This window comes from Enterobacter sp. UCD-UG_FMILLET (assembly GCF_000762975.1).
Taxonomy (GTDB): domain Bacteria; phylum Pseudomonadota; class Gammaproteobacteria; order Enterobacterales; family Enterobacteriaceae; genus Enterobacter; species Enterobacter dykesii.
The window spans coordinates 688,219-707,501 of sequence record NZ_JRJC01000036.1 but is presented as its reverse complement, the minus strand read 5'-3'; the positions used below and the strand labels follow the sequence as shown (position 1 = coordinate 707,501).

Below are 19,283 nucleotides of genomic sequence, written 5' to 3'. Positions count from 1 at the left end.
TTCACGTCGGGAGGCGTAGAATCCAGGTCATCTATTAAGGAGACCACCATGAAACACGACCATTTTGTTGTTCAAAGCCCTGACAAACCGGCTAAACAGTTACTGCTTCTGTTTCATGGCGTAGGTGATAATGCCGTCAATATGGGGCAGATTGGCAGCTGGTTTGCGCCCGTTTTTCCGGAGGCATTGATTGTCAGCATCGGTGGCGTAGAGCCATGTGGTCCGAACGGACGCCAGTGGTTCTCTGTGCAGGGCGTGACGGAAGAGAACCGTCAGGCTCGCATTGACGCCATCATGCCGACCTTTATCGACATCGTCCGCTACTGGCAGCAGCAGAGCGGCGTGGGTGCTGACGCGACCGCGCTGATTGGCTTCTCGCAGGGGTCAATCATGTCGCTGGAAAGCGTAAAAGCGCAGCCGGGTTTGGCTTCACGGGTGATAGCGTTTAACGGCCGCTTTGCGACGTTACCGACAAGCGCGACCACGCAGACCACGATCCACCTGATCCACGGTGGCGAAGACCGGGTGATTGAGCTCTCGCATGCGGTTGCCGCTCAGGAAGCGCTGATTCGCGAAGGGGGAGACGTGACGCTGGATATCGTGGACGATCTGGGCCACGCGATTGACGACCGTAGCATGCAGTTCGCGCTCGATCGTTTGCGCTATACCGTACCAAAGCACTACTTTGATGAAGCGCTCAGCGGCGGCAAGCCGGATAACGATGATATTGTAGAGTTTATGTGAGGTTTCCCCCTCTCCCGGGGAGAGGGGAAACTTAACGATTACTTCTTCTGGTCCTTGTTCGGCCAGTCGTCGTCATCGTCCCACTTGTCGTTAAAATCACGGTGCGGGGGAAGATCCGGTTTGTTGGCGAGAAATTTTTTATGGTCAACGCGCTTAAGATCTTTAATCACGTTAAGCAAAACGCCAACCAGAAAAACTAACACCAGAATCCACCAGTACTTTGAAAGCCAATCCATTCGCTATTCCTCTCAGAGCGTTCGTCAGGCGACGAGTTGCTCCATAATACGTTGATACATACGGGCCAGCAGTTGCAAATCTGCCGCATTGACACACTCATTGATTTTATGAATGGTTGCGTTCACTGGACCCAGTTCGACAACCTGGGCACCCATACGGGCAATAAAGCGTCCGTCTGAGGTGCCACCCGTTGTCAGCAGCTGTGGCTTAATTTCATTATAGTGCTCGATGGCGTTCACCACCGCATCCACCAGTTTGCCACGTTGCGTCAGGAACGGCTGGCCTGAAAGCCACCACTCCACGGTGTAGCGCAGGTGGTATTTTTCCAGCAGGGCGACGACGCGCGCCTTGATCATCTCATCGGTCAGTTCGGTGCTGAAGCGGAAGTTAAACTGGACGAAGTAATCACCCGGGATCACGTTATTGCTGCCGGTCCCGGCCTTGACGTTCGCAATTTGCATGCTGGTCGGCGGGAAGAATTCGTTGCCTTTGTCCCACTCGATACCCACCAGCTCGCTCAGCATCGGCGCAGCGCGATGGACCGGGTTATCGGCCAGGTGCGGATAAGCAACATGCCCCTGAACGCCGTGAATGGTCAGGTTACAGGTCAGCGAGCCGCGACGACCGTTTTTGACGACGTCACCCACCACTTCGGTACTGGACGGCTCACCGACCAGGCAGTAGTCGAGACGCTCGTTACGGGCCATCAGCGCCTCAACGACCTTCACGGTGCCGTTATGGGCGCTGGCTTCTTCGTCGGAGGTGATTAAAAACGCGAGACGGTTTTTGTGGTTCGGATGCTGAGCCACAAAGCGCTCTGCCGCCACGACCATTGCCGCCAGAGAGCCTTTCATGTCTGCCGCGCCGCGACCAAACAGCATACCGTCGCGGATAGTCGGCTCAAACGGTGGGTTAATCCAGCGATCCGCGTCACCGGCGGGAACGACGTCAGTATGCCCGGCAAAGGCCAGCGTTTCGCCCTGGCCGCGCCACGCCCAGAAGTTCTGGGTATCGCCAAAATCCATGCGTTCAACGGTAAAACCGATGGCACGCAGGCGTTCAATCATAAGAGCCTGACAACCTGCGTCGTCCGGGCTAAGGGAAGGACGGCGAATAAGCTGCTGAGTCAGCTCAATGACCGGGCATGACATAAACTACACCTCAACGAAAAAAGTCGGAATAAAGGGTTTCACTGAAACCCAGCAGCATAGGCTGCCCTGGCGCGCAGAGCAATGGGCGTTTGATAATTGCCGGCATCTCGAGCATCAGTTTTGCCGCGCTGTCAGCGTCGTTGATGCTGGCGCGCAGAGATTCGTCCAGTTTACGCCAGGTGGTACCGCGGGTGTTCAGCAGTGCTTCCCACCCCAGTTCGCCGATCGCGCTATGCAGAAATTCTGCATCAAGCCCGTCGGCTCGGTAATCGTGGAAGCGGTACTCTACGTTGTTTTCTTCCAGCCAGCGGCGGGCTTTTTTGATGGTGTCGCAATTTTTAATGCCGTACATCACAACCATGGTGAATCCTTTTGACCTAATGATGATTAAATGTTCAGTAAATTCGAAGATATATCCTTAAGTAGAATATAACACATTGAGGAATCGTCTGGATTTACGCTTCATCTTAATTCAACTCACATCTGTACGCTGAATATTCTTTCATCATTTAAGCATAGATGTCCATAAGGTTTAAATTTCGAATAAACTCAGCGGGTAAAATAAAACTCACCCGTCCGTGGGGTTATTTCAAAATATTGCTAGCCGTCACAAAAAATTGAGGCCTCTCCGTTCATATTTATCATAAATCCCCGCAGGACGTGGGGTACAATCACAGCAATTGGTTAAATAGTCTTCACAATGATGGTCCGTTTTTGTAGAATGCGCATAATAATAAGAGAGGTTGTTATGATTGAACGTGAACTGGGGAACTGGAAAGATTTTATCGAAGGCATGCTTCGTAAATGACATTCAGTAAGAATTGCAAGAGCACTAAAATAAGTAAAATAACCATAGTGTGAATTAATCACACAATAAAAAGGCGGCCGATAAAGCCGCCTTTTTTTATTTCAATCACTTACTCAGCACGTTCCTTTAGCGGGAAGCGGCGACGCACCAGCACAAAGAACAGCGGAACGAAGTAAATGGCCAGAATGGTGGCCGAAATCATGCCGCCCATGACCCCTGTGCCGACGGCATGCTGGCTGCTGGAGCCTGCGCCCGTACTGGTTGCCATCGGCAGCACACCAAAAATAAACGCCAGCGACGTCATCAGGATCGGGCGTAAGCGCTGACGGCAGGCGTGCAGCGTGGCGGCCATCAGTTCATGGCCTTTAGCATTCATCTCGTTGGCAAACTCAACGATCAGAATGGCGTTTTTCGCCGATAGCCCAATGACGGTGAGCAGGCCCACCTGGAAGTAAACATCGTTCTCGAGGCCGCGCATCCAGGTCGCGAGCAGCGCACCGATAACCCCAAGGGGCACGACCAGCATGACCGAGAACGGGACCGACCAGCTCTCATACAGTGCGGCAAGGCAGAGGAAGACCACCAGCAGCGAGAGCGCGTAAAGGGCCGGGGCCTGCGCCCCTGAGAGACGCTCCTGGTAAGACATGGCCGTCCACTCGAGACCAAAACCAGCCGGCAGCTGCTGGACCAGTTTTTCCATGGTGTCCATGGCGGTACCGGTGCTGACGCCCGGCGCGGCTTCCCCGACGATTTCAACCGCAGAATAGCCGTTATAGCGCTCCAGGCGTGGCGATCCGCTCTCCCAGTGCGATGTCGCAAAGGCAGAAAACGGCACCATGCCGCCAGCGTTATTCCTGACAAACCAGCGGTTTATATCATCCGGCAGCATGCGGAACGGCGCGGCGGACTGGACATACACTTTTTTCACGCGGCCGCGATCCATAAAGTCATTCACATAGCTCGAGCCCCACGCCGTTTGCAGGGTGTCGTTGATATCGTTGATCGACACGCCCAGCGCCTGCGCCTTACGCTGATCGATATCCACCTGGAGCTGCGGGCTGTCATCCAGACCGTTATGGCGAACGCGGGTCAGGCCGGGATCGTTGCCTGCCAGCGCTAACAGCTTATCGCGTGCCGCCATCAGCGCCGTGTGGCCCGCGCCGGCGTGATCCTGGAGCTCCATATCAAACCCGGCGGAACTGCCCAGCCCGCTTATGGCTGGCGGGCTGCTGGCAAAGACGCGCGCCTCTTTGATGTGCGCAAAGGCTTTTGTCGCGCGTTCAATAATGGCAAACGAGGTGCCCGTCCGGGTATCGCGCTCGTCCCAGTCCTTCAGGCGGACGAACATGCGGGCGACGTTCTGCCCGTTTCCACCCGGCCCGGAGCCGACGGTAGAGAAGACCGACACAACGTTATCTTTCTCTTTGGTGAAGAAGTACTGCTCCACTTTCTGGACCACTTTCAGCGTCTGCTGCTGCGTTGCGCCGCTCGGGAGCTGCACCGAGGTGGTGAACATCCCCCTGTCTTCCATAGGCAGGAACGAGGTGGGGAGATGCATAAACAGCCAGACCATGCCGCCCAGCAGCACAACGTAAATCATCATCCAGCGCAGGCTGCGATGGAGCACGCCACCGACGGCAGATTCATAGCGCGCGGCATTGCGGTTGAACATCCGGTTAAACCAGCCGAAGAACCCTTTTTGCCCGTGCTGCTCTCCTTTGTGCAGCGGTTTCAGAATGGTGGCGCACAGCGCGGGAGTGAGGATCAGCGCCACCAGCACGGAGAGCACCATCGCCGAGACGATGGTTATCGAGAACTGGCGGTAAATCGCCCCGGTTGTGCCGCCAAAGAAGGCCATCGGGATAAAGACGGCCGACAGCACCATCGCGATTCCAACTAACGCCCCCTGAATTTGCCCCATGGACTTGCGCGTCGCCTGGCGCGGAGAGAGTCCTTCTTCGCTCATGATGCGCTCGACGTTTTCAACCACCACGATGGCATCATCCACCAGAAGGCCAATCGCCAGCACCATCGCAAACATCGTCAGGGTATTAATGCTGTACCCGAACGCGTAAAGCACCGCAAAGGTCCCCAGCAGCACCACCGGGACGGCAATGGTTGGGATCAGGGTTGCGCGGAAGTTTTGCAGGAACAGGTACATCACCAGGAACACCAGCGCGATGGCTTCCAGTAGGGTCTTCACCACGTCCTCGATCGACGCTTTAACGAAGGAGGTGGTTTCATAGGCGACTTTGTACTCCAGCCCGTGCGGGAAATACTGTGAAAGCTCGTCCAGACGGTCTAACACCAGTTTCGCCGTGGCCATTTCGTTTGCGCCGGAGGCCAGTTTAATCCCCAGACCGGAGGCCTGATTGCCGTTAAAGCGGCTCAGGTAGTCGTATTTTTCGGCCCCCATTTCCACCGTGGCAACATCGCCCAGACGCACTTCCGACCCGTCCTGATTCACGCGCAGGGTGATGTTGCGGAACTGGTCCGGCGTCTGCAGCAGGGATTGCGAATTAATGGTGGCGTTAAGGGCCTGCTTATCGACGGAAGGCGTTCCCCCCAGTTGCCCCACGGCAATCTGGGCGTTCTGGGCCTTGATGGCATCCGTCACGTCGGTTGCCGTCATCTGATAGCTGTTGAGCTTGTTGGGATCGAGCCAGATACGCATGGAGTACTGTGAGCCGTAGGCGTCGATATCCCCGACACCGTTAATCCGGCTGATGGGATCCTGAATATTACTGGCGACGTAGTCCGCAATGTCCTGTTTATCCATCGAGCCATCCGTCGAGACAAACGCGATGGTCAAAATATTGGTATCGCCGGTTTTACGCACGGTCACGCCCTGGTTCTGCACCGCCTGGGGCAGCTTGCGCATGGCCGACTGCAGCTGGTTTTGCACCTGCTGCACCGCTTCGTCCGGGTCGGTGCCCGCCTTAAAGCTCAGGGTAACCGTCGCCTGACCCGTGGCGCTACTTTGCGAGGACATGTACATCAGGTTATCCAGACCCGTCATGTTCTGCTCGATAACCTGCGTCACGGTGTTTTCCAGCGTTTGTGCGGAAGCGCCGGGGTAGTTTGCTGTTACGCGCACGTTAGGCGGTGCCAGATCGGGGTATTGCTCAACAGGAAGTGAAGTAATCGCCAGGACACCTGTAAGACACAACAGGATGGCAAGCACCCAGGCAAAAATGGGGCGATCGATGAAAAAATTCGCCATGAAAGAGTGACCTCGTTTTGCTGCACGTCATTATTGTTTATTGCCCGCATAACTTTAGCGGTAAGGCCCAGGTCAAACGTGGAGAAATAAAGGAGATAATGTAAATTATCATGCGCTTTTTCCTGCGCGTCCTCCTTTACCGTTATTTACCCGTTAACGGCGCGGGCGCCGGGAACGTCACGCTGACCAGCGTGCCGCCGTTTTGCGGCTGCGAGAAGTGCAGCATCCCGCCGAGCCGTTGCGTGCGTTCGCGCATAATGTTCAGCCCATAGTGTCCCGGCGGCTCGCTGGCTTCGCCAATCCCGATGCCGTTATCGCGAATGCTGACGCTGTGCGTACCGTCCACGGCGGTCACGCAGCTTACGGTGATCTCGCTGGCCTGCGCGTGCTTAATGGCGTTCAGCACGGCCTCACGCACGATCTGCAGCAAATGCACCTGCTTTTGCGCGTCCAGCGCCAGCGAGGAGAGGCGGCAGTCGAGATGCAGCTTCGCCTGCGTCTGGCGCTGCAGGACGTCGAGGGACTCCTGCAGCGCCGCGGGTAAGTTCGCGTGGTTCAGCGTCAGGCGGAAGGTGGTGAGCAGCTCGCGCAGCTGCTGCCAGGCATTGTTCAGCTCGCGGGAGAAGTCGGTGATGATGGTCTGCGCCGGGGTATTTTCCTCGGGCACGGCGCGTTTGAGCAGCGCAAGCTGAATGCGCAGATACGACAGGACCTGCGCCAGCGAATCGTGAAGCTCGCGGGCAATGGTGGCGCGCTCTTCCATCAGCAGCAGCTGCTGGTAATGTTTTTGCGCCTGGTTAAAGTACAGCCCGCGCCCGAGCATGGTCGCCACGCTTCTCATCAGCGGAAGGGGAACGCTGTCCGTCTCGCTTTGCCAGCGCAGCTCGCCATAAAGGGTGTCCTGCATCAGTACCGGCAGGTGCTGCAGAGGAATGCCATGTGACTCCGTCCCTTCATACAGCCGCCAGTCGTCGCTGGTGCGCAGTTCGAGATAATTCATCTGCGTATAGTCATGGACAATCTGCAGGATATGCCGGAAGCAGTGGCTGTCTATCTGGCCGGTATTCAGCGCCTGAGAGCATTTGAACAGCATGTCGAGCTGCTGGTGGGCTTCATGCAAATGCCGCGTCTTTTCTGCGACCGAGGCTTCAAGCGAGCGGTAGAGCGTAGCCAGCTCGGCGGACATGTGGTTGAAGGCGCGCGAGAGCTGGCCCAGCTCGTTCGGCAGGGCGGTGTCCGGCGCCGGGGTTGTAAATTCGCCACGCTCAACCCGTTCGCTGGCCGCCACCAGATTGTTAAGCGGCAATACCACCTGGCGACGGATGCGTCGCAGCGTAAACAGCGTCAGCAGCAGGATCCCGAGAGCGCCCGCCAGCGAGAGCAGGGTCACCGTCTGAATTTTATGTTCGGTGTAGTGCTGAAGGGCGAGCACAAAGGCATCAATGCGGCCGACAAAATCCTCAATGTGGGTTTGATACCACGCGCTGTCGCCGCGGGCGATGCGCGCATCCATTTCCAGCCACGCCACGTGCAGCTGCTGGTAGCGCGCTTTTACATCGTCCGGGACGTACCAGCGGTTCAGCTTCTGCAGTGCAGGCGCGTTCAGCGTCTGTTGCCAGCTGTCGCGATGCGCGACAAGGGCAGGGCTGTTGCGCTGCATCTCGTAGCCCAGACGATAGCTCTGCATGCGCAGCGAACCCGCGATATTAATGGCTTCGGCATCACGCTGGCTGCTGGCAAGCGTCAGCAGCGCGACGGTGCTGGTCAGCACGGATAAGGCAATTATCGAAAAGAAAGCCCAGGCAAGGCTTCCGGAAACGGGTCGTTTGACGGTCACAGAACGGCTCTCTGAATAAAATTGATCTGCTACAGGTTCACTGTAAATAATTCGGCATTCCGGGCAGTTGAACATTGCCCGATCGCGCCGTGATGCGTAAATACCATATTCATACAAAGAATAAGGTTATTGAACCAAAAACAGGTGTGGTTATGAATCGTTTTATTATGGCTAACAGCCAGCAGTGCATCGGGTGTCGCGCCTGCGAAGTGGCCTGCGTGATGGCGCACAACGATGAGCAGCACGTCCTGAGCGAGCGCCATTTTCATCCCCGTATTACTGTCCTGAGAACCGGCGAGAAGAGTAGCCCCGTCACCTGCCATCACTGTGAAAACGCGCCCTGCGCGCAAAGCTGCCCGAACGGCGCCATCAGCAAATGCGATGACAGCGTACAGGTGAATCAACAAAAATGCATCGGCTGTAAGGCCTGCGTGGTGGCCTGCCCGTTTGGCACGATGGAGATTATCGTCACTCCGCTCGACAGCGGCGGCGTGAAGGCCTCGGCGAATAAATGCGATCTCTGCCTGACGCGGCCACACGGCCCGGCCTGTATCGAAAATTGCCCGGCAGATGTCCTCTCACTGGCGACGCCTGCTGTCCTTGATACTCTGGCGAAATCGCGCCGCCAGCGCACGGCCAGCCTGGAAGCGCAGCCCTGGCATGCGGAGGTCGTCAGAGAAGACGCTTCGCGCACCAAACTGCATCAGATGCAAACAACCCCGCCACGCGGCGAGCCCGACAAACTGGCTGCCGCCGCACGCGTGGGCCATTTTAACGAAATTTACCTGCCGTTCCGGGCCGAACAGGCCGCCCGCGAGGCGTCGCGTTGCCTGAAGTGCGGAGAGCACAGCATTTGCGAATGGACCTGCCCGCTGCATAACCACATTCCGCAGTGGATCGAGCGCCTCAACGCGGGGGATATCGCCGGCGCGGTCGAGCTTTCTCATCAGACCAACTGTTTACCTGAAATTACCGGCCGCGTCTGTCCGCAGGATCGATTATGCGAAGGCGCCTGCACAATACGTGACGAGGCGGGATCTGTGACCATCGGTAACATCGAGCGCTATATCTCCGATCGGGCGCTGGCGATGGGCTGGCGGCCGGATATGTCCGCCGTCACGCCGTCAGGTAAACGAGTCGCGATCGTCGGCGCGGGGCCTGCCGGGCTGGCGTGCGCCGACGTGCTGGCGCGCCACGGCGTGAGCGTGGCGGTCTATGACCGGCATCCGGAAATTGGCGGATTGCTGACCTTTGGCATCCCGGCATTTAAGCTGGACAAATCGCTGCTCGCGCGGCGCAGAGAGATATTTACCGCGATGGGGATCCGCTTCGAGCTGAACTGCGAGGTGGGCCAGGACGTGTCGATGTCTCAGTTAAAGAACGATTACGACGCCCTGTTTATTGGCGTGGGAACCTATCGCTCGATGAAGGCGGGTATCCCGCATGAGGACGCGCTAGGGGTCTACGACGCGCTGCCTTTCCTGGTGGGCAATACGCGGCACGTTATGGGGCTGGGGTCGACGGCCAGCGAACCGTTCATCGACACCCGTGGCTTAAACGTGGTGGTGCTTGGCGGGGGCGATACCGCGATGGACTGCGTCCGCACCGCGTTACGCCACGGCGCGGCGAAGGTGACCTGCGCCTATCGTCGGGATGAGGCCAATATGCCGGGCTCGAAGAAAGAGGTGAAGAACGCCAGAGAAGAGGGCGCGGCGTTTGAATTTAACGTTCAGCCGGTCGAGCTGACGCTGGATCCCGACGGAAAGGTCAACGGTATCCGGATGCTGCGTACCGAGCTCGGAGAGCCGGACGCGCAGGGACGGCGTCGGCCCGTTCCGGTAGCGGGCAGCGAGTTCGTGATGGCCGCTGACGCGGTCATCATGGCGTTTGGTTTTAACCCGCACGCCATGCCGTGGCTTCAGGCGCAGGGTGTCGAAACGGATGACAGGGGGCGGATCGTTGCTTCGGTCGAGAGCCGCTACCGTTACCAGACGACCAACCCACAGATCTTCGCCGGGGGCGATGCGGTACGCGGCGCGGATCTGGTGGTGACCGCAATGGCGGAAGGGCGTCATGCGGCGCAGGGGATACTCGACTGGCTTGGGGTTAACGCGCCAAAACATCATTAATCCGGCGGGCGACAAAGCGGGATTCACGGCGTAGTATAGGACGACTCATTGTGTTGTGGAGCCCGTATGACCCTGAAAATTGACGTTATCAAAGACAAAATTCTCTCTGAAAACTACTTTGTCCTGCGTAACATCACCTATGACCTTACGCGTAACAACGGTGAGGTGATCCGCCACAAACGCGAGGTCTACGACCGCGGCAACGGGGCAACTATTCTGCTCTATAACCGTGAAAAGCAGAGCGTGGTGCTGATCCGTCAGTTCAGGGTGGCGACATGGGTTAATGGCAACCCTGACGGACGTCTGATTGAAACCTGCGCGGGCCTGCTCGATGATGATGAGCCGGAAGTTTGTATCCGCAAAGAGGCCGTGGAAGAGACCGGCTTCGAAGTGGGCGAGGTCAAAAAGGTCTTCGAGCTGTTTATGTCGCCGGGCGGCGTAACGGAAATTGTGCATTTCTTCATCGCGGAATACAGCGACGCGCAGCGCACTCACCGCGGCGGTGGCGTGGAGGATGAAGATATCGAAGTGCTGGAGCTTCCCTTTACCCGGGCGCTGGAGATGATGCGTTCAGGCGAAATCAGGGATGGTAAAGCGGTGATATTACTGCAGTATTTACAGACAACCGGGCTGATGAAGACCACTTTCGAACGGATATAGCCTGTTTTTCGGGTATATCTGATAAATCCGATTGAGCAACCCCGGCGGGAACACGAAGATACTGCCCAGTTAAGCGTTTTCGTTCCGGGATTGTGTCATTCATGCGCTACAGCGTCTTTTTGTTTTACCTGTTCTGTGTGCTCCTCGCGCCGCAGGTGCGGGCTGCACCTGCCCAGCAAGCCTTCTCTGACTGGCAGGTAACCTGCAATAACCAGAATTTTTGCCTCGCACGCAATACCGGTGAACACCGTGGTCTGGTCATGACGCTCACCCGTAGTGCCGGGGCGAAAACGGACGCCACGCTGCGTATCGATCTTGGCGGTCTTGATGCGCCCCCGGTCAAAGAGCCAGAGATTGCTCCCCGGCTGCTGCTGGATAACGTTCCCCTGAAGCTGGACAAACAGCGCTGGCAGCTCACGCCCTGGCATCTGAAAACGGACGATGCGGCCACCATCACCGCCTTTCTGAAAAACATCCAGGAAGGGAAGGCCCTGACCCTGCGCGGCGGTAAGCAGGTCATTTCACTGAGCGGTCTGAAAGCCGCGCTGCTGTTCATTGATGCGCAGCAAAAGCGCGTTGGTAGCGAAACAGCATGGATCAAGAAAGGTGACGATCCGCCGTTAAGCGTTCCGCCTGCTCCCGCCCTAAAAAAGGTGGCGGTCGTTAACCCGACCCCGACGCCGCTCTCCCACGCCGAACTGAACGACCTGCTGGACTATGGTACCGGACGGATGAACACCAGCCAGTGCTCTCTGGATCCTAACCGTCGCGAAGTGCGCGTCACCGCGTTAACCGATGATAAAGCGCTGCTGATCGTCAGCTGCGAGGCGGGGGCCTATAACACGGTCGATCTGGCGTGGCTGGTATCGCGTAAAAAACCGTTCACCGCACGTAGCGTCAGGCTGCGCCTGCCGTTTACGCCGTCAGACGACGGCAGCGAAATGGAGTTGATGAATGCCAGCTTCGATGAAAAGACGCGCGAGCTGACAACGCTCGCGCTGGGGCGCGGTTTGGGCGATTGCGGGATCCAGACGCGCTGGCGTTTTGACGGCCAGCGTTTCCGCCTGGTGCGTTACGCCGAGGAGCCCAGCTGCGACAACTGGAACGGGCCAGATGCCTGGCCCACGCTGTGGATCACGCGGTAAAGCACTACAACACGCTCAGCGCCTTCTCCACCACGTTTTCTACGGTAAAGCCGAAGTACGGGAACAGCTTGTCGGCAGGGGCGGATTCGCCGTAGCCCCGCATGCCGACAATCGCCCCTTTGAGCCCGACATACTTGTACCAGTAGTCGGCAATACCGGCTTCCACCGCCACGCGAGCCGCGACGCTGGACGGCAGGACCGATTCCCGGTACGCCTCGTCTTGGGCGTCAAAGATATCCGTTGAGGGCAGGGATACGACCCGAACCGCGTGTCCTTCGGCAGTCAGTTTCTCCGCCGCTTTCACCGTGATTTCCACCTCTGAACCGGTCGCAATCAGGATCACGTCCGGCTTGCCGCCGCTGTCCTTCAGGATGTAGCCGCCGCGGGCGATGTTTTTCACCTGTTCCGGGGTTCGCTCAATCTGCGCCAGGTTCTGGCGTGACAGAATCAATGCCGTTGGGCCATTGTGGCGTTCTACCGCCAGCTTCCAGCCCACCGCCGCTTCGACCTGATCGCACGGACGCCACGTGCTGAAGTTTGGCGTTAAGCGCAGGCTCGCCAGCTGTTCCACCGCCTGGTGAGTAGGCCCGTCTTCCCCCAGACCGATGGAGTCGTGGGTATAGACCATAATCTGCCGCGCCTTCATCAGCGCCGCCATGCGCGCCGCGTTACGGGCGTACTCGACAAACATCAGGAAGGTGGCGGTGTACGGCACAAACCCGCCGTGATGGGCGATGCCGTTGGCAATCGCGGTCATCCCAAACTCGCGCACGCCGTAGTGGATGTAGTTCCCGCCGATGTCCTCTTTCAGCGATTTTGAGCCCGACCAGATGGTCAGGTTGCTGGGCGCCAGATCCGCCGAGCCGCCGAGCAGTTCGGGCAGAAGAGGGCCAATTGCGTTCAGGGTATTTTGCGACGCCTTGCGGGTGGCGATTTTCGCCGGGTTGGACTGCAGGTTTTCAATCAGCGCCTGGATTTTATCGTCCCAGTCCTCCGGCAGGCCGCCGCTCATGCGGCGGGAAAACTCGGCGGCGAGATCCGGGTGCGCTTTTTTGTAGGCGGCAAACTTCTCGTTCCAGGACTGCTGGGCCTTTTCGCCCGCCTCACGGGCATCCCAGGCTCTGTAGATCTCTTTCGGGATCTCAAACGGTGGATGTTTCCAGCCCAGCTTCTGCCGGGTCAGCGCCACTTCTTCCTCGCCCAGCGCCGCGCCGTGCGCCTCCTCTTTGCCCGCCTTGTTCGGCGAGCCGAAGCCGATAACCGTGCGGCAGATAATCAGGGACGGTTTATCCTTCACGCTCTGCGCTTCCTGAATCGCTTTTTTCACCGCTTCAGGGTCGTGGCCGTCGATCTCGTGCACCACGTGCCAGTGGTAGGCTTCAAAGCGTTTTGCCGTGTCGTCGGTAAACCAGCCTTCGGTCTCCCCGTCGATGGAGATGCCGTTGTGATCGTAGAAGCCAATCAGCTTTCCGAGCCCCAGCGTGCCCGCCAGGGAGCAGACCTCATGGGAGATCCCTTCCATCAGGCAGCCGTCGCCCATAAACACGTAGGTGTAGTGGTCGACAATCTCGTGGTCCGGCTGGTTAAACTGCGCCGCCAGCGTACGCTCGGCAATCGCCAGTCCAACCGCATTGGCCAGTCCCTGACCGAGCGGCCCGGTAGTGGTCTCCACGCCTGGCGTATAGCCAATCTCCGGGTGACCCGGCGTTTTGGAGTGCAGCTGGCGGAAGTTTTTCAGCTCCTCAAGCGGCAGATCGTAGCCGGAAAGGTGCAGCAGGCTGTAAAGCAGCATTGAGGCGTGACCGTTGGAGAGAATAAAGCGGTCGCGATCGTACCAGGTAGGGTCAGTGGGGTTGTGCTTCAGAAAGTCGTTCCACAGCACTTCGGCAATATCAGCCATGCCCATCGGCGCGCCGGGGTGGCCGGAATTGGCTTTTTGCACGGCATCCATGCTGAGGGCGCGAATGGCATTGGCTAGCTCTTTACGGGACATAGTTCACTCCGTGGCAAGGTTAAAGTTTGGCGGCGAGAAGATCTTCAAGTTTGCGCTGGTCGACGGCGAACTGGCGGATGCCGTCCGCCAGTTTTTCCACGGCCATCGCGTCCTGATTGTGCTCCCAGCGGAACTCCGCTTCGGTCATGGCTTTCGGTTTTGGCAGAACGGTGGAGGTCGGCACCAGCTTGCGGATCACCGTTTCTTCTTTGTCCTGTAGCTCCTGGAGCAGGTTAGGGGAGATGGTCAGACGGTCGCAGCCTGCCAGGGCGAGGATCTGCTCGGTACGGCGGAAGCTGGCCCCCATGACGATGGTTTCGTAGCGGTGCTGTTTGTAGTAGTCGTAGATATTACGGACCGATTTCACGCCCGGATCCTCATCCACCACGTACGGATCCATCGGCTGTTTCGCCTGATACCAGTCGTAGATCCGCCCGACAAATGGCGAGACGAGGAACACGCCCGCTTCAGCGCAGGCGCGCGCCTGGGCAAACGAAAACAGCAGCGTCAGGTTGCAGTGAATGCCCTCTTTTTCCAGTACCTCCGCCGCGCGGATGCCTTCCCAGGTAGAGGCGAGTTTGATCAGAATGCGTGATTTATCGATCCCCTGTTCCTCGTAGAGTTCCACCAGGCGACGCGCCTTATTTATGCTCTTTTCTTTATCGAACGAGAGGCGGGCGTCGACTTCAGTCGAGACGCGGCCCGGGATGCTTTTAAGAATTTCCGCACCAAAATTAACCGCCAGCTTGTCGCTGGCTTCGGCAACCTGCTGCTCCTGCGTTTTCCCGCGCTGTTTACCGTAGGCAATAGCGTCATCAATCAGATGGCTAAAATGGGCAAGCCCTGCCGCTTTGAGCAGTAGCGAAGGGTTAGTGGTCGCGTCCTCCGGCTGATAGTGGCGAATCGACTCGATATCGCCGCTGTCTGCCACCACCGTGGTGAATTGTTTGATGCCGTCTAGTTGGTTCATAAATGATTACTCCTTGGAAATAAAAGAGTTAGATGAGTGCGTTAGTTCACACTTCTGGAAAAATCATGATGGACTTAACAAAAAAGCATAGCAGACGGGGGAGGCATTGCTTTTGAGACGGGTAACATGGCTGTTATAAATTGATAACAATTTTTAATGTGTGATGGTGAGAGTTTGGCAGCCTTCAAAGTTTATGCGCTGTCCTGCGGCGATACTATCTGACCGATACGTAAAAGGAATAACAAGATGGACGATCAGTTGAAACAGAGTGCCCTCGATTTTCACGAGTTCCCTGTCCCGGGCAAAATCCAGGTCTCCCCAACCAAGCCGCTGGCAACCCAGCGCGATCTGGCGCTGGCCTATTCGCCGGGCGTGGCTGCACCGTGTCTGGAAATCGAAAAAGACCCGCTGGCGGCCTACAAATACACCGCGCGCGGTAACCTTGTCGCCGTGATCTCTAACGGCACGGCGGTGCTGGGGCTGGGCAATATCGGCGCGCTGGCCGGTAAGCCGGTGATGGAAGGGAAGGGGGTACTGTTCAAGAAATTCGCCGGCATCGACGTGTTCGATATTGAGGTGGATGAACTCGATCCTGACAAATTCATCAACGTGGTGGCCGCGCTGGAGCCGACCTTTGGCGGGATCAACCTGGAAGACATCAAAGCGCCGGAATGTTTCTATATCGAGCAGAAGCTGCGCGAGCGTATGAACATTCCCGTGTTCCATGATGACCAGCACGGCACCGCGATTATCAGCACCGCCGCGATTCTGAACGGCCTGCGCGTGGTAGAGAAAAATCTCTCCGACGTGCGCATGGTGGTCTCTGGCGCAGGCGCCGCGGCCATTGCCTGTATGAACCTGCTGGTGGCGCTGGGTATGCAGAAACACAACATTGTGGTCTGCGACTCCAAAGGCGTTATCTATAAAGACCGCGAGCCGAACATGGCGGAAACCAAAGCGGCGTATGCGGTGGAAGACGACGGTAAACGCACCCTGGACGACGTGATCGACGGCGCGGATATCTTCCTTGGCTGCTCGGGTCCGAAAGTGCTGACCCAAGAGATGGTGAAGAAGATGGCGCGTGCGCCAATGATCCTGGCCCTGGCGAACCCTGAGCCGGAAATCCTGCCGCCGCTGGCGAAAGCGGTGCGTGAAGACGCCATCATCTGTACCGGTCGTTCGGACTACCCGAACCAGGTCAACAACGTGCTCTGCTTCCCGTTCATCTTCCGCGGCGCGCTGGACGTTGGCGCAACGGCGATCAACGAAGAGATGAAGCTTGCCGCCGTTCACGCCATCGCGGAGCTGGCGCACGCCGAGCAGAGCGAAGTGGTTGCCTCTGCCTACGGCGATCAGGATCTGAGCTTCGGCCCGGACTACATCATTCCAAAACCGTTCGACCCGCGTCTGATTGTTAAAATTGCGCCAGCCGTTGCCAAAGCGGCGATGGACTCCGGCGTGGCGACGCGTCCGATTCATGATTTCGACGCGTACGTCGATAAGCTCACCGAGTTCGTCTACAAAACTAACCTGTTCATGAAGCCGATCTTCTCCCAGGCGCGCGCCGACGCGAAGCGCGTGGTGCTGGCGGAAGGGGAAGAGGCGCGCGTGCTGCACGCCACCCAGGAGCTGATCACCTTAGGCCTGGCGAAACCGATCCTGATTGGTCGTCCGAGCGTGATTGAAATGCGTATCCAGAAGCTGGGCCTGCAGATTAAGCCGGGCGTCGACTTCGAGATCGTTAACAACGAATCCGATCCGCGCTTCAAAGAGTACTGGAGCGAATACTACGCGATCATGAAGCGCCGGGGGATCACCCAGGAGCAGGCGCAGAAAGCCGTCATCAGCAACACGACGGTGATCGGCGCGATCATGGTGCATCGCGGCGAGGCGGACGCGCTGATCTGCGGCACCATCGGCGACTACCACGAGCACTTTAGCGTGGTGCAGGAGATCTTCGGCTATCGCGACGGCGTCCATACCGCCGGGGCGATGAACGCGCTGCTGCTGCCAAGCGGCAACACATTTATTGCGGACACCTACGTTAACGACGATCCGACCCCGGACGAGCTGGCGGAGATCACCGTGATGGCCGCCGAGACCGTGCGTCGCTTTGGTATCGAGCCGAAGGTGGCGCTGCTGTCGCACTCTAACTTTGGTTCGTCTAAATCCGCGGCGGCCTGCAAAATGCGTCAGACGCTGGAGCTGGTGCGCGAGCGTGCGCCGGAGCTGATGATTGACGGGGAGATGCACGGCGATGCCGCGCTGGTGGAGAGCATCCGCAACGAGCGTATGCCGGACAGCCCGCTGAAGGGATCGGCCAACATACTGATTATGCCGAACGTGGAAGCGGCGCGTATCAGCTACAACCTACTGCGCGTCTCCAGCTCTGAAGGGGTGACCGTAGGGCCGGTACTGATGGGCGTGGCGAAACCGGTGCACGTGTTAACGCCGATTGCCTCTGTGCGTCGTATCGTGAATATGGTGGCGCTGGCGGTGGTTGAGGCGCAGACGCAGCCGCTGTAATTTTTACCCTCACCCTAACCCTCTCCCAAAGGGAGAGGGGATAAGGGCTACACCCAGTCCCGAACCTGAATAAACTCACGCAAGGCAGCCTCCGGGCTGCCTTCTTTTGGTTCGTAGCAGTACTCCCAGCGCACCAGCGGGGGCATCGACATCAGAATCGACTCCGTGCGCCCGCCGGTCTGCAGACCGAACAGCGTCCCGCGATCCCACACCAGGTTGAACTCCACGTAGCGCCCGCGGCGGTAAAGCTGGAACTCGCGCTCGCGCACGCCGTAGTCGGTATTTTTACGACGCTCGACAATCGGCAGATAGGCGTCGGTATACCCTTCGCCCACCGCTCGCATAAAGCTGAATGTGGTATCAAAATCAGGGGTGTTGAGATCGTCAAAGAACAGCCCGCCGATGCCGCGCTGCTCGTCGCGGTGCTTCAGGTAAAAGTAGTCGTCGCACCACTTTTTGAATTTCGGGTAGACGTCTTCACCAAACGGCAGACAAAGGTCCCGCGCGGTGGTGTGCCAGTGCACGGCATCCTCTTCGAAGCCGTAGTAGGGCGTTAAATCGAAACCGCCACCGAACCACCAGACCGGGTCGGCGCCCGGTTTTTCCGCAATGAAAAAGCGCACGTTGGCGTGGCTGGTGGGCACGAACGGGTTGTGCGGGTGCACCACCAGCGAGACGCCCATCGCTTCGAAGCTGCGGCCCGCGAGTTCAGGACGATGTGCCGTCGCAGAGGCGGGCATGGCGTCGCCGTGAACGTGGGAAAAATTCACGCCCGCCTGTTCGAAGATGCCGCCGTTTCGCAGCACGCGGCTGCGCCCGCCGCCTCCGGCCTCGCGCTGCCAGGTATCTTCCTGAAATTCACCGCCGTCTGCGGCAGCCAGTTTCTGGCAGATCTCATCCTGCAGCTGCAGCAGGAAGGTTTTGACCAGTTGAGCATCGGGTTTCATCAACGTTTCCTGGAGTGCGCTTTTTGGTTATCGAACCAGTTGAAGTAACTGATAATGCCGGAGGCGATAGCGTTGGCGATCTTCTGACGAAACGCCGTGGTGCCGAGGAGCCGCTCCTCTTCCGGGTTGGTAATGAAGGAGGTTTCCACCAGCACGGACGGGATGGACGGTGATTTCAGGACCACGAACGCCGCCTGCTCGGTGCTTTTGCTGTGCAGGCGGTGCACCGGCTTAATCCGCTTGAGGATATGCGAGCCGAGCGTCAGGCTGTTTTTAATCGTATCCGTCTGCACGAGGTCGAACAGCACCTGCTGTAGCAGATGATCTTTGTCGGTGGCTTTCTTCCCGGCGACTTCATCCGCCCGGTTTTCGCGGTCGGAAAGGTATTTTGCCATGGCGCTACTGGCCCCGCGGTTGGAAAGCGCAAACACCGAGGCACCGGCCGCAGAAGGGTTGGTAAAGCCGTCGGCGTGAATCGACATAAACAGATCCGCACCGTGCTGGTGGGCGATCTCAACGCGGTCATACAGCGGAATAAAGGTGTCGCCAGAGCGCGTCAGACGGGCGTCAATGCCGTTGCTGCGTAAAATTGCGCGCACGTTTTTTGCAATTGCCAGCACGACGTGTTTTTCTTTCGACCCGTTTTTGCCGATAGCGCCGGTATCAATACCGCCGTGGCCCGGGTCGAGCATTACCAGACGCTTCGCGCCCGGCTTTTTGGTTTTCGGTTTGCTGTGTCCGTTACTGGTTTTGAGCGTGCTCTCGTCTTTCGCCTGAGCCTGCTTTGCGATGCCCGTTAACGTTAAGGCCGCCAGCCCCGCTTTGAGAACCTGACGACGCGATGTGAGTGCTTTTAATGGTTTGAATGTGCTCATGCGGCCTGAATACTAAAAAATGAGGTCCTGGTGTTATA

At 57.9% G+C, this 19,283-nt stretch carries 15 protein-coding genes; 6 read left to right on the top strand and 9 right to left on the bottom strand.

Features of this window, described 5'->3' with window-relative positions; all coding sequences use genetic code 11:
• Window positions 1–48 precede the first annotated feature (48 nt).
• Window positions 49–744: an esterase gene (gene ypfH / locus LA04_RS18295; protein WP_047652645.1), complete on the top strand. Its 696-nt coding sequence runs from the start codon at window positions 49–51 to the stop codon at window positions 742–744.
• Window positions 745–782: 38 nt separating this feature from the next.
• Here the strand turns inward: ypfH and LA04_RS18290 are convergent, their stop codons facing one another.
• Genes LA04_RS18290 through LA04_RS18280 form a run of 3 tightly spaced genes read right to left on the bottom strand, consistent with a single transcriptional unit; the run spans window position 783 to window position 2,493 of the window.
• Window positions 783–980 (bottom strand): hypothetical protein, encoded by a 198-nt coding sequence (locus tag LA04_RS18290; protein WP_023308751.1) that lies wholly within the window; start codon window positions 978–980, stop codon window positions 783–785.
• Between the two features lie 24 nt (window positions 981–1,004).
• Entirely contained in the window at window positions 1,005–2,132 is a 1,128-nt protein-coding gene (gene dapE / locus LA04_RS18285) for a succinyl-diaminopimelate desuccinylase (protein ID WP_047060712.1), read from the bottom strand.
• Window positions 2,133–2,142: 10 nt separating this feature from the next.
• Window positions 2,143–2,493, bottom strand: a complete 351-nt coding sequence (locus LA04_RS18280) for an ArsC family reductase (protein ID WP_047652644.1) — start codon at window positions 2,491–2,493, stop codon at window positions 2,143–2,145.
• Window positions 2,494–2,880: 387 nt separating this feature from the next.
• Here LA04_RS18280 and ypfM point away from each other — a divergent pair, with 387 nt between their 5' ends.
• On the top strand, window positions 2,881–2,940 hold the full coding sequence (gene ypfM / locus LA04_RS24545; protein ID WP_015572204.1) for a protein YpfM: 60 nt from the start codon (window positions 2,881–2,883) through the stop codon (window positions 2,938–2,940).
• A gap of 109 nt (window positions 2,941–3,049) precedes the next feature.
• On the opposite strand, the gene acrD is transcribed toward ypfM, so the two are convergent.
• Complete coding sequence (gene acrD / locus LA04_RS18275) at window positions 3,050–6,163, bottom strand: multidrug efflux RND transporter permease AcrD (RefSeq protein WP_047652643.1); 3,114 nt, start codon at window positions 6,161–6,163, stop codon at window positions 3,050–3,052.
• Between the two features lie 142 nt (window positions 6,164–6,305).
• The gene (gene narQ, locus LA04_RS18270; protein WP_047652742.1) at window positions 6,306–8,000 is read right to left on the bottom strand and encodes a nitrate/nitrite two-component system sensor histidine kinase NarQ; all 1,695 of its coding nucleotides are present in this window, start codon (window positions 7,998–8,000) and stop codon (window positions 6,306–6,308) included.
• A 152-nt stretch (window positions 8,001–8,152) separates the two neighbouring features.
• On the opposite strand from narQ, the gene aegA reads away from it, so the two are divergent.
• The 3 genes from aegA (at window position 8,153) to LA04_RS18255 (ending at window position 11,934) form a co-directional block, all read left to right on the top strand.
• Window positions 8,153–10,129: a formate-dependent uric acid utilization protein AegA gene (gene aegA / locus LA04_RS18265; protein ID WP_047652642.1), complete on the top strand. Its 1,977-nt coding sequence runs from the start codon at window positions 8,153–8,155 to the stop codon at window positions 10,127–10,129.
• 66 nt (window positions 10,130–10,195) lie between these two features.
• The gene (gene nudK / locus LA04_RS18260; RefSeq protein ID WP_047652641.1) at window positions 10,196–10,789 is read left to right on the top strand and encodes a GDP-mannose pyrophosphatase NudK; all 594 of its coding nucleotides are present in this window, start codon (window positions 10,196–10,198) and stop codon (window positions 10,787–10,789) included.
• Window positions 10,790–10,890: 101 nt separating this feature from the next.
• Window positions 10,891–11,934 carry a DUF1176 domain-containing protein gene (locus tag LA04_RS18255; RefSeq protein WP_047652640.1) on the top strand — a complete coding sequence of 348 codons (1,044 nt, stop codon included), beginning with the start codon at window positions 10,891–10,893 and terminating at the stop codon, window positions 11,932–11,934.
• 4 nt (window positions 11,935–11,938) lie between these two features.
• Here LA04_RS18255 and tkt read toward each other — a convergent pair whose 3' ends face one another.
• Both tkt and tal read right to left on the bottom strand, forming a co-directional pair.
• Window positions 11,939–13,927, bottom strand: a complete 1,989-nt coding sequence (tkt, locus tag LA04_RS18250; protein ID WP_047652639.1) for a transketolase — start codon at window positions 13,925–13,927, stop codon at window positions 11,939–11,941.
• Between the two features lie 19 nt (window positions 13,928–13,946).
• Entirely contained in the window at window positions 13,947–14,897 is a 951-nt protein-coding gene (gene tal, locus LA04_RS18245) for a transaldolase (RefSeq protein ID WP_047652638.1), read from the bottom strand.
• A gap of 246 nt (window positions 14,898–15,143) precedes the next feature.
• Between tal and maeB the strand changes: the two genes are divergently transcribed.
• Window positions 15,144–17,423 carry an NADP-dependent oxaloacetate-decarboxylating malate dehydrogenase gene (maeB, locus tag LA04_RS18240; protein WP_047652637.1) on the top strand — a complete coding sequence of 760 codons (2,280 nt, stop codon included), beginning with the start codon at window positions 15,144–15,146 and terminating at the stop codon, window positions 17,421–17,423.
• A 47-nt stretch (window positions 17,424–17,470) separates the two neighbouring features.
• Here the strand turns inward: maeB and hemF are convergent, their stop codons facing one another.
• Window positions 17,471–18,370 carry an oxygen-dependent coproporphyrinogen oxidase gene (hemF, locus tag LA04_RS18235; protein ID WP_047652636.1) on the bottom strand — a complete coding sequence of 300 codons (900 nt, stop codon included), beginning with the start codon at window positions 18,368–18,370 and terminating at the stop codon, window positions 17,471–17,473.
• Entirely contained in the window at window positions 18,370–19,245 is an 876-nt protein-coding gene (gene amiA / locus LA04_RS18230; protein WP_047652635.1) for an N-acetylmuramoyl-L-alanine amidase AmiA, read from the bottom strand. Before amiA ends, hemF begins: the two co-directional genes overlap by 1 nt.
• Window positions 19,246–19,283: the final 38 nt, after the last annotated feature.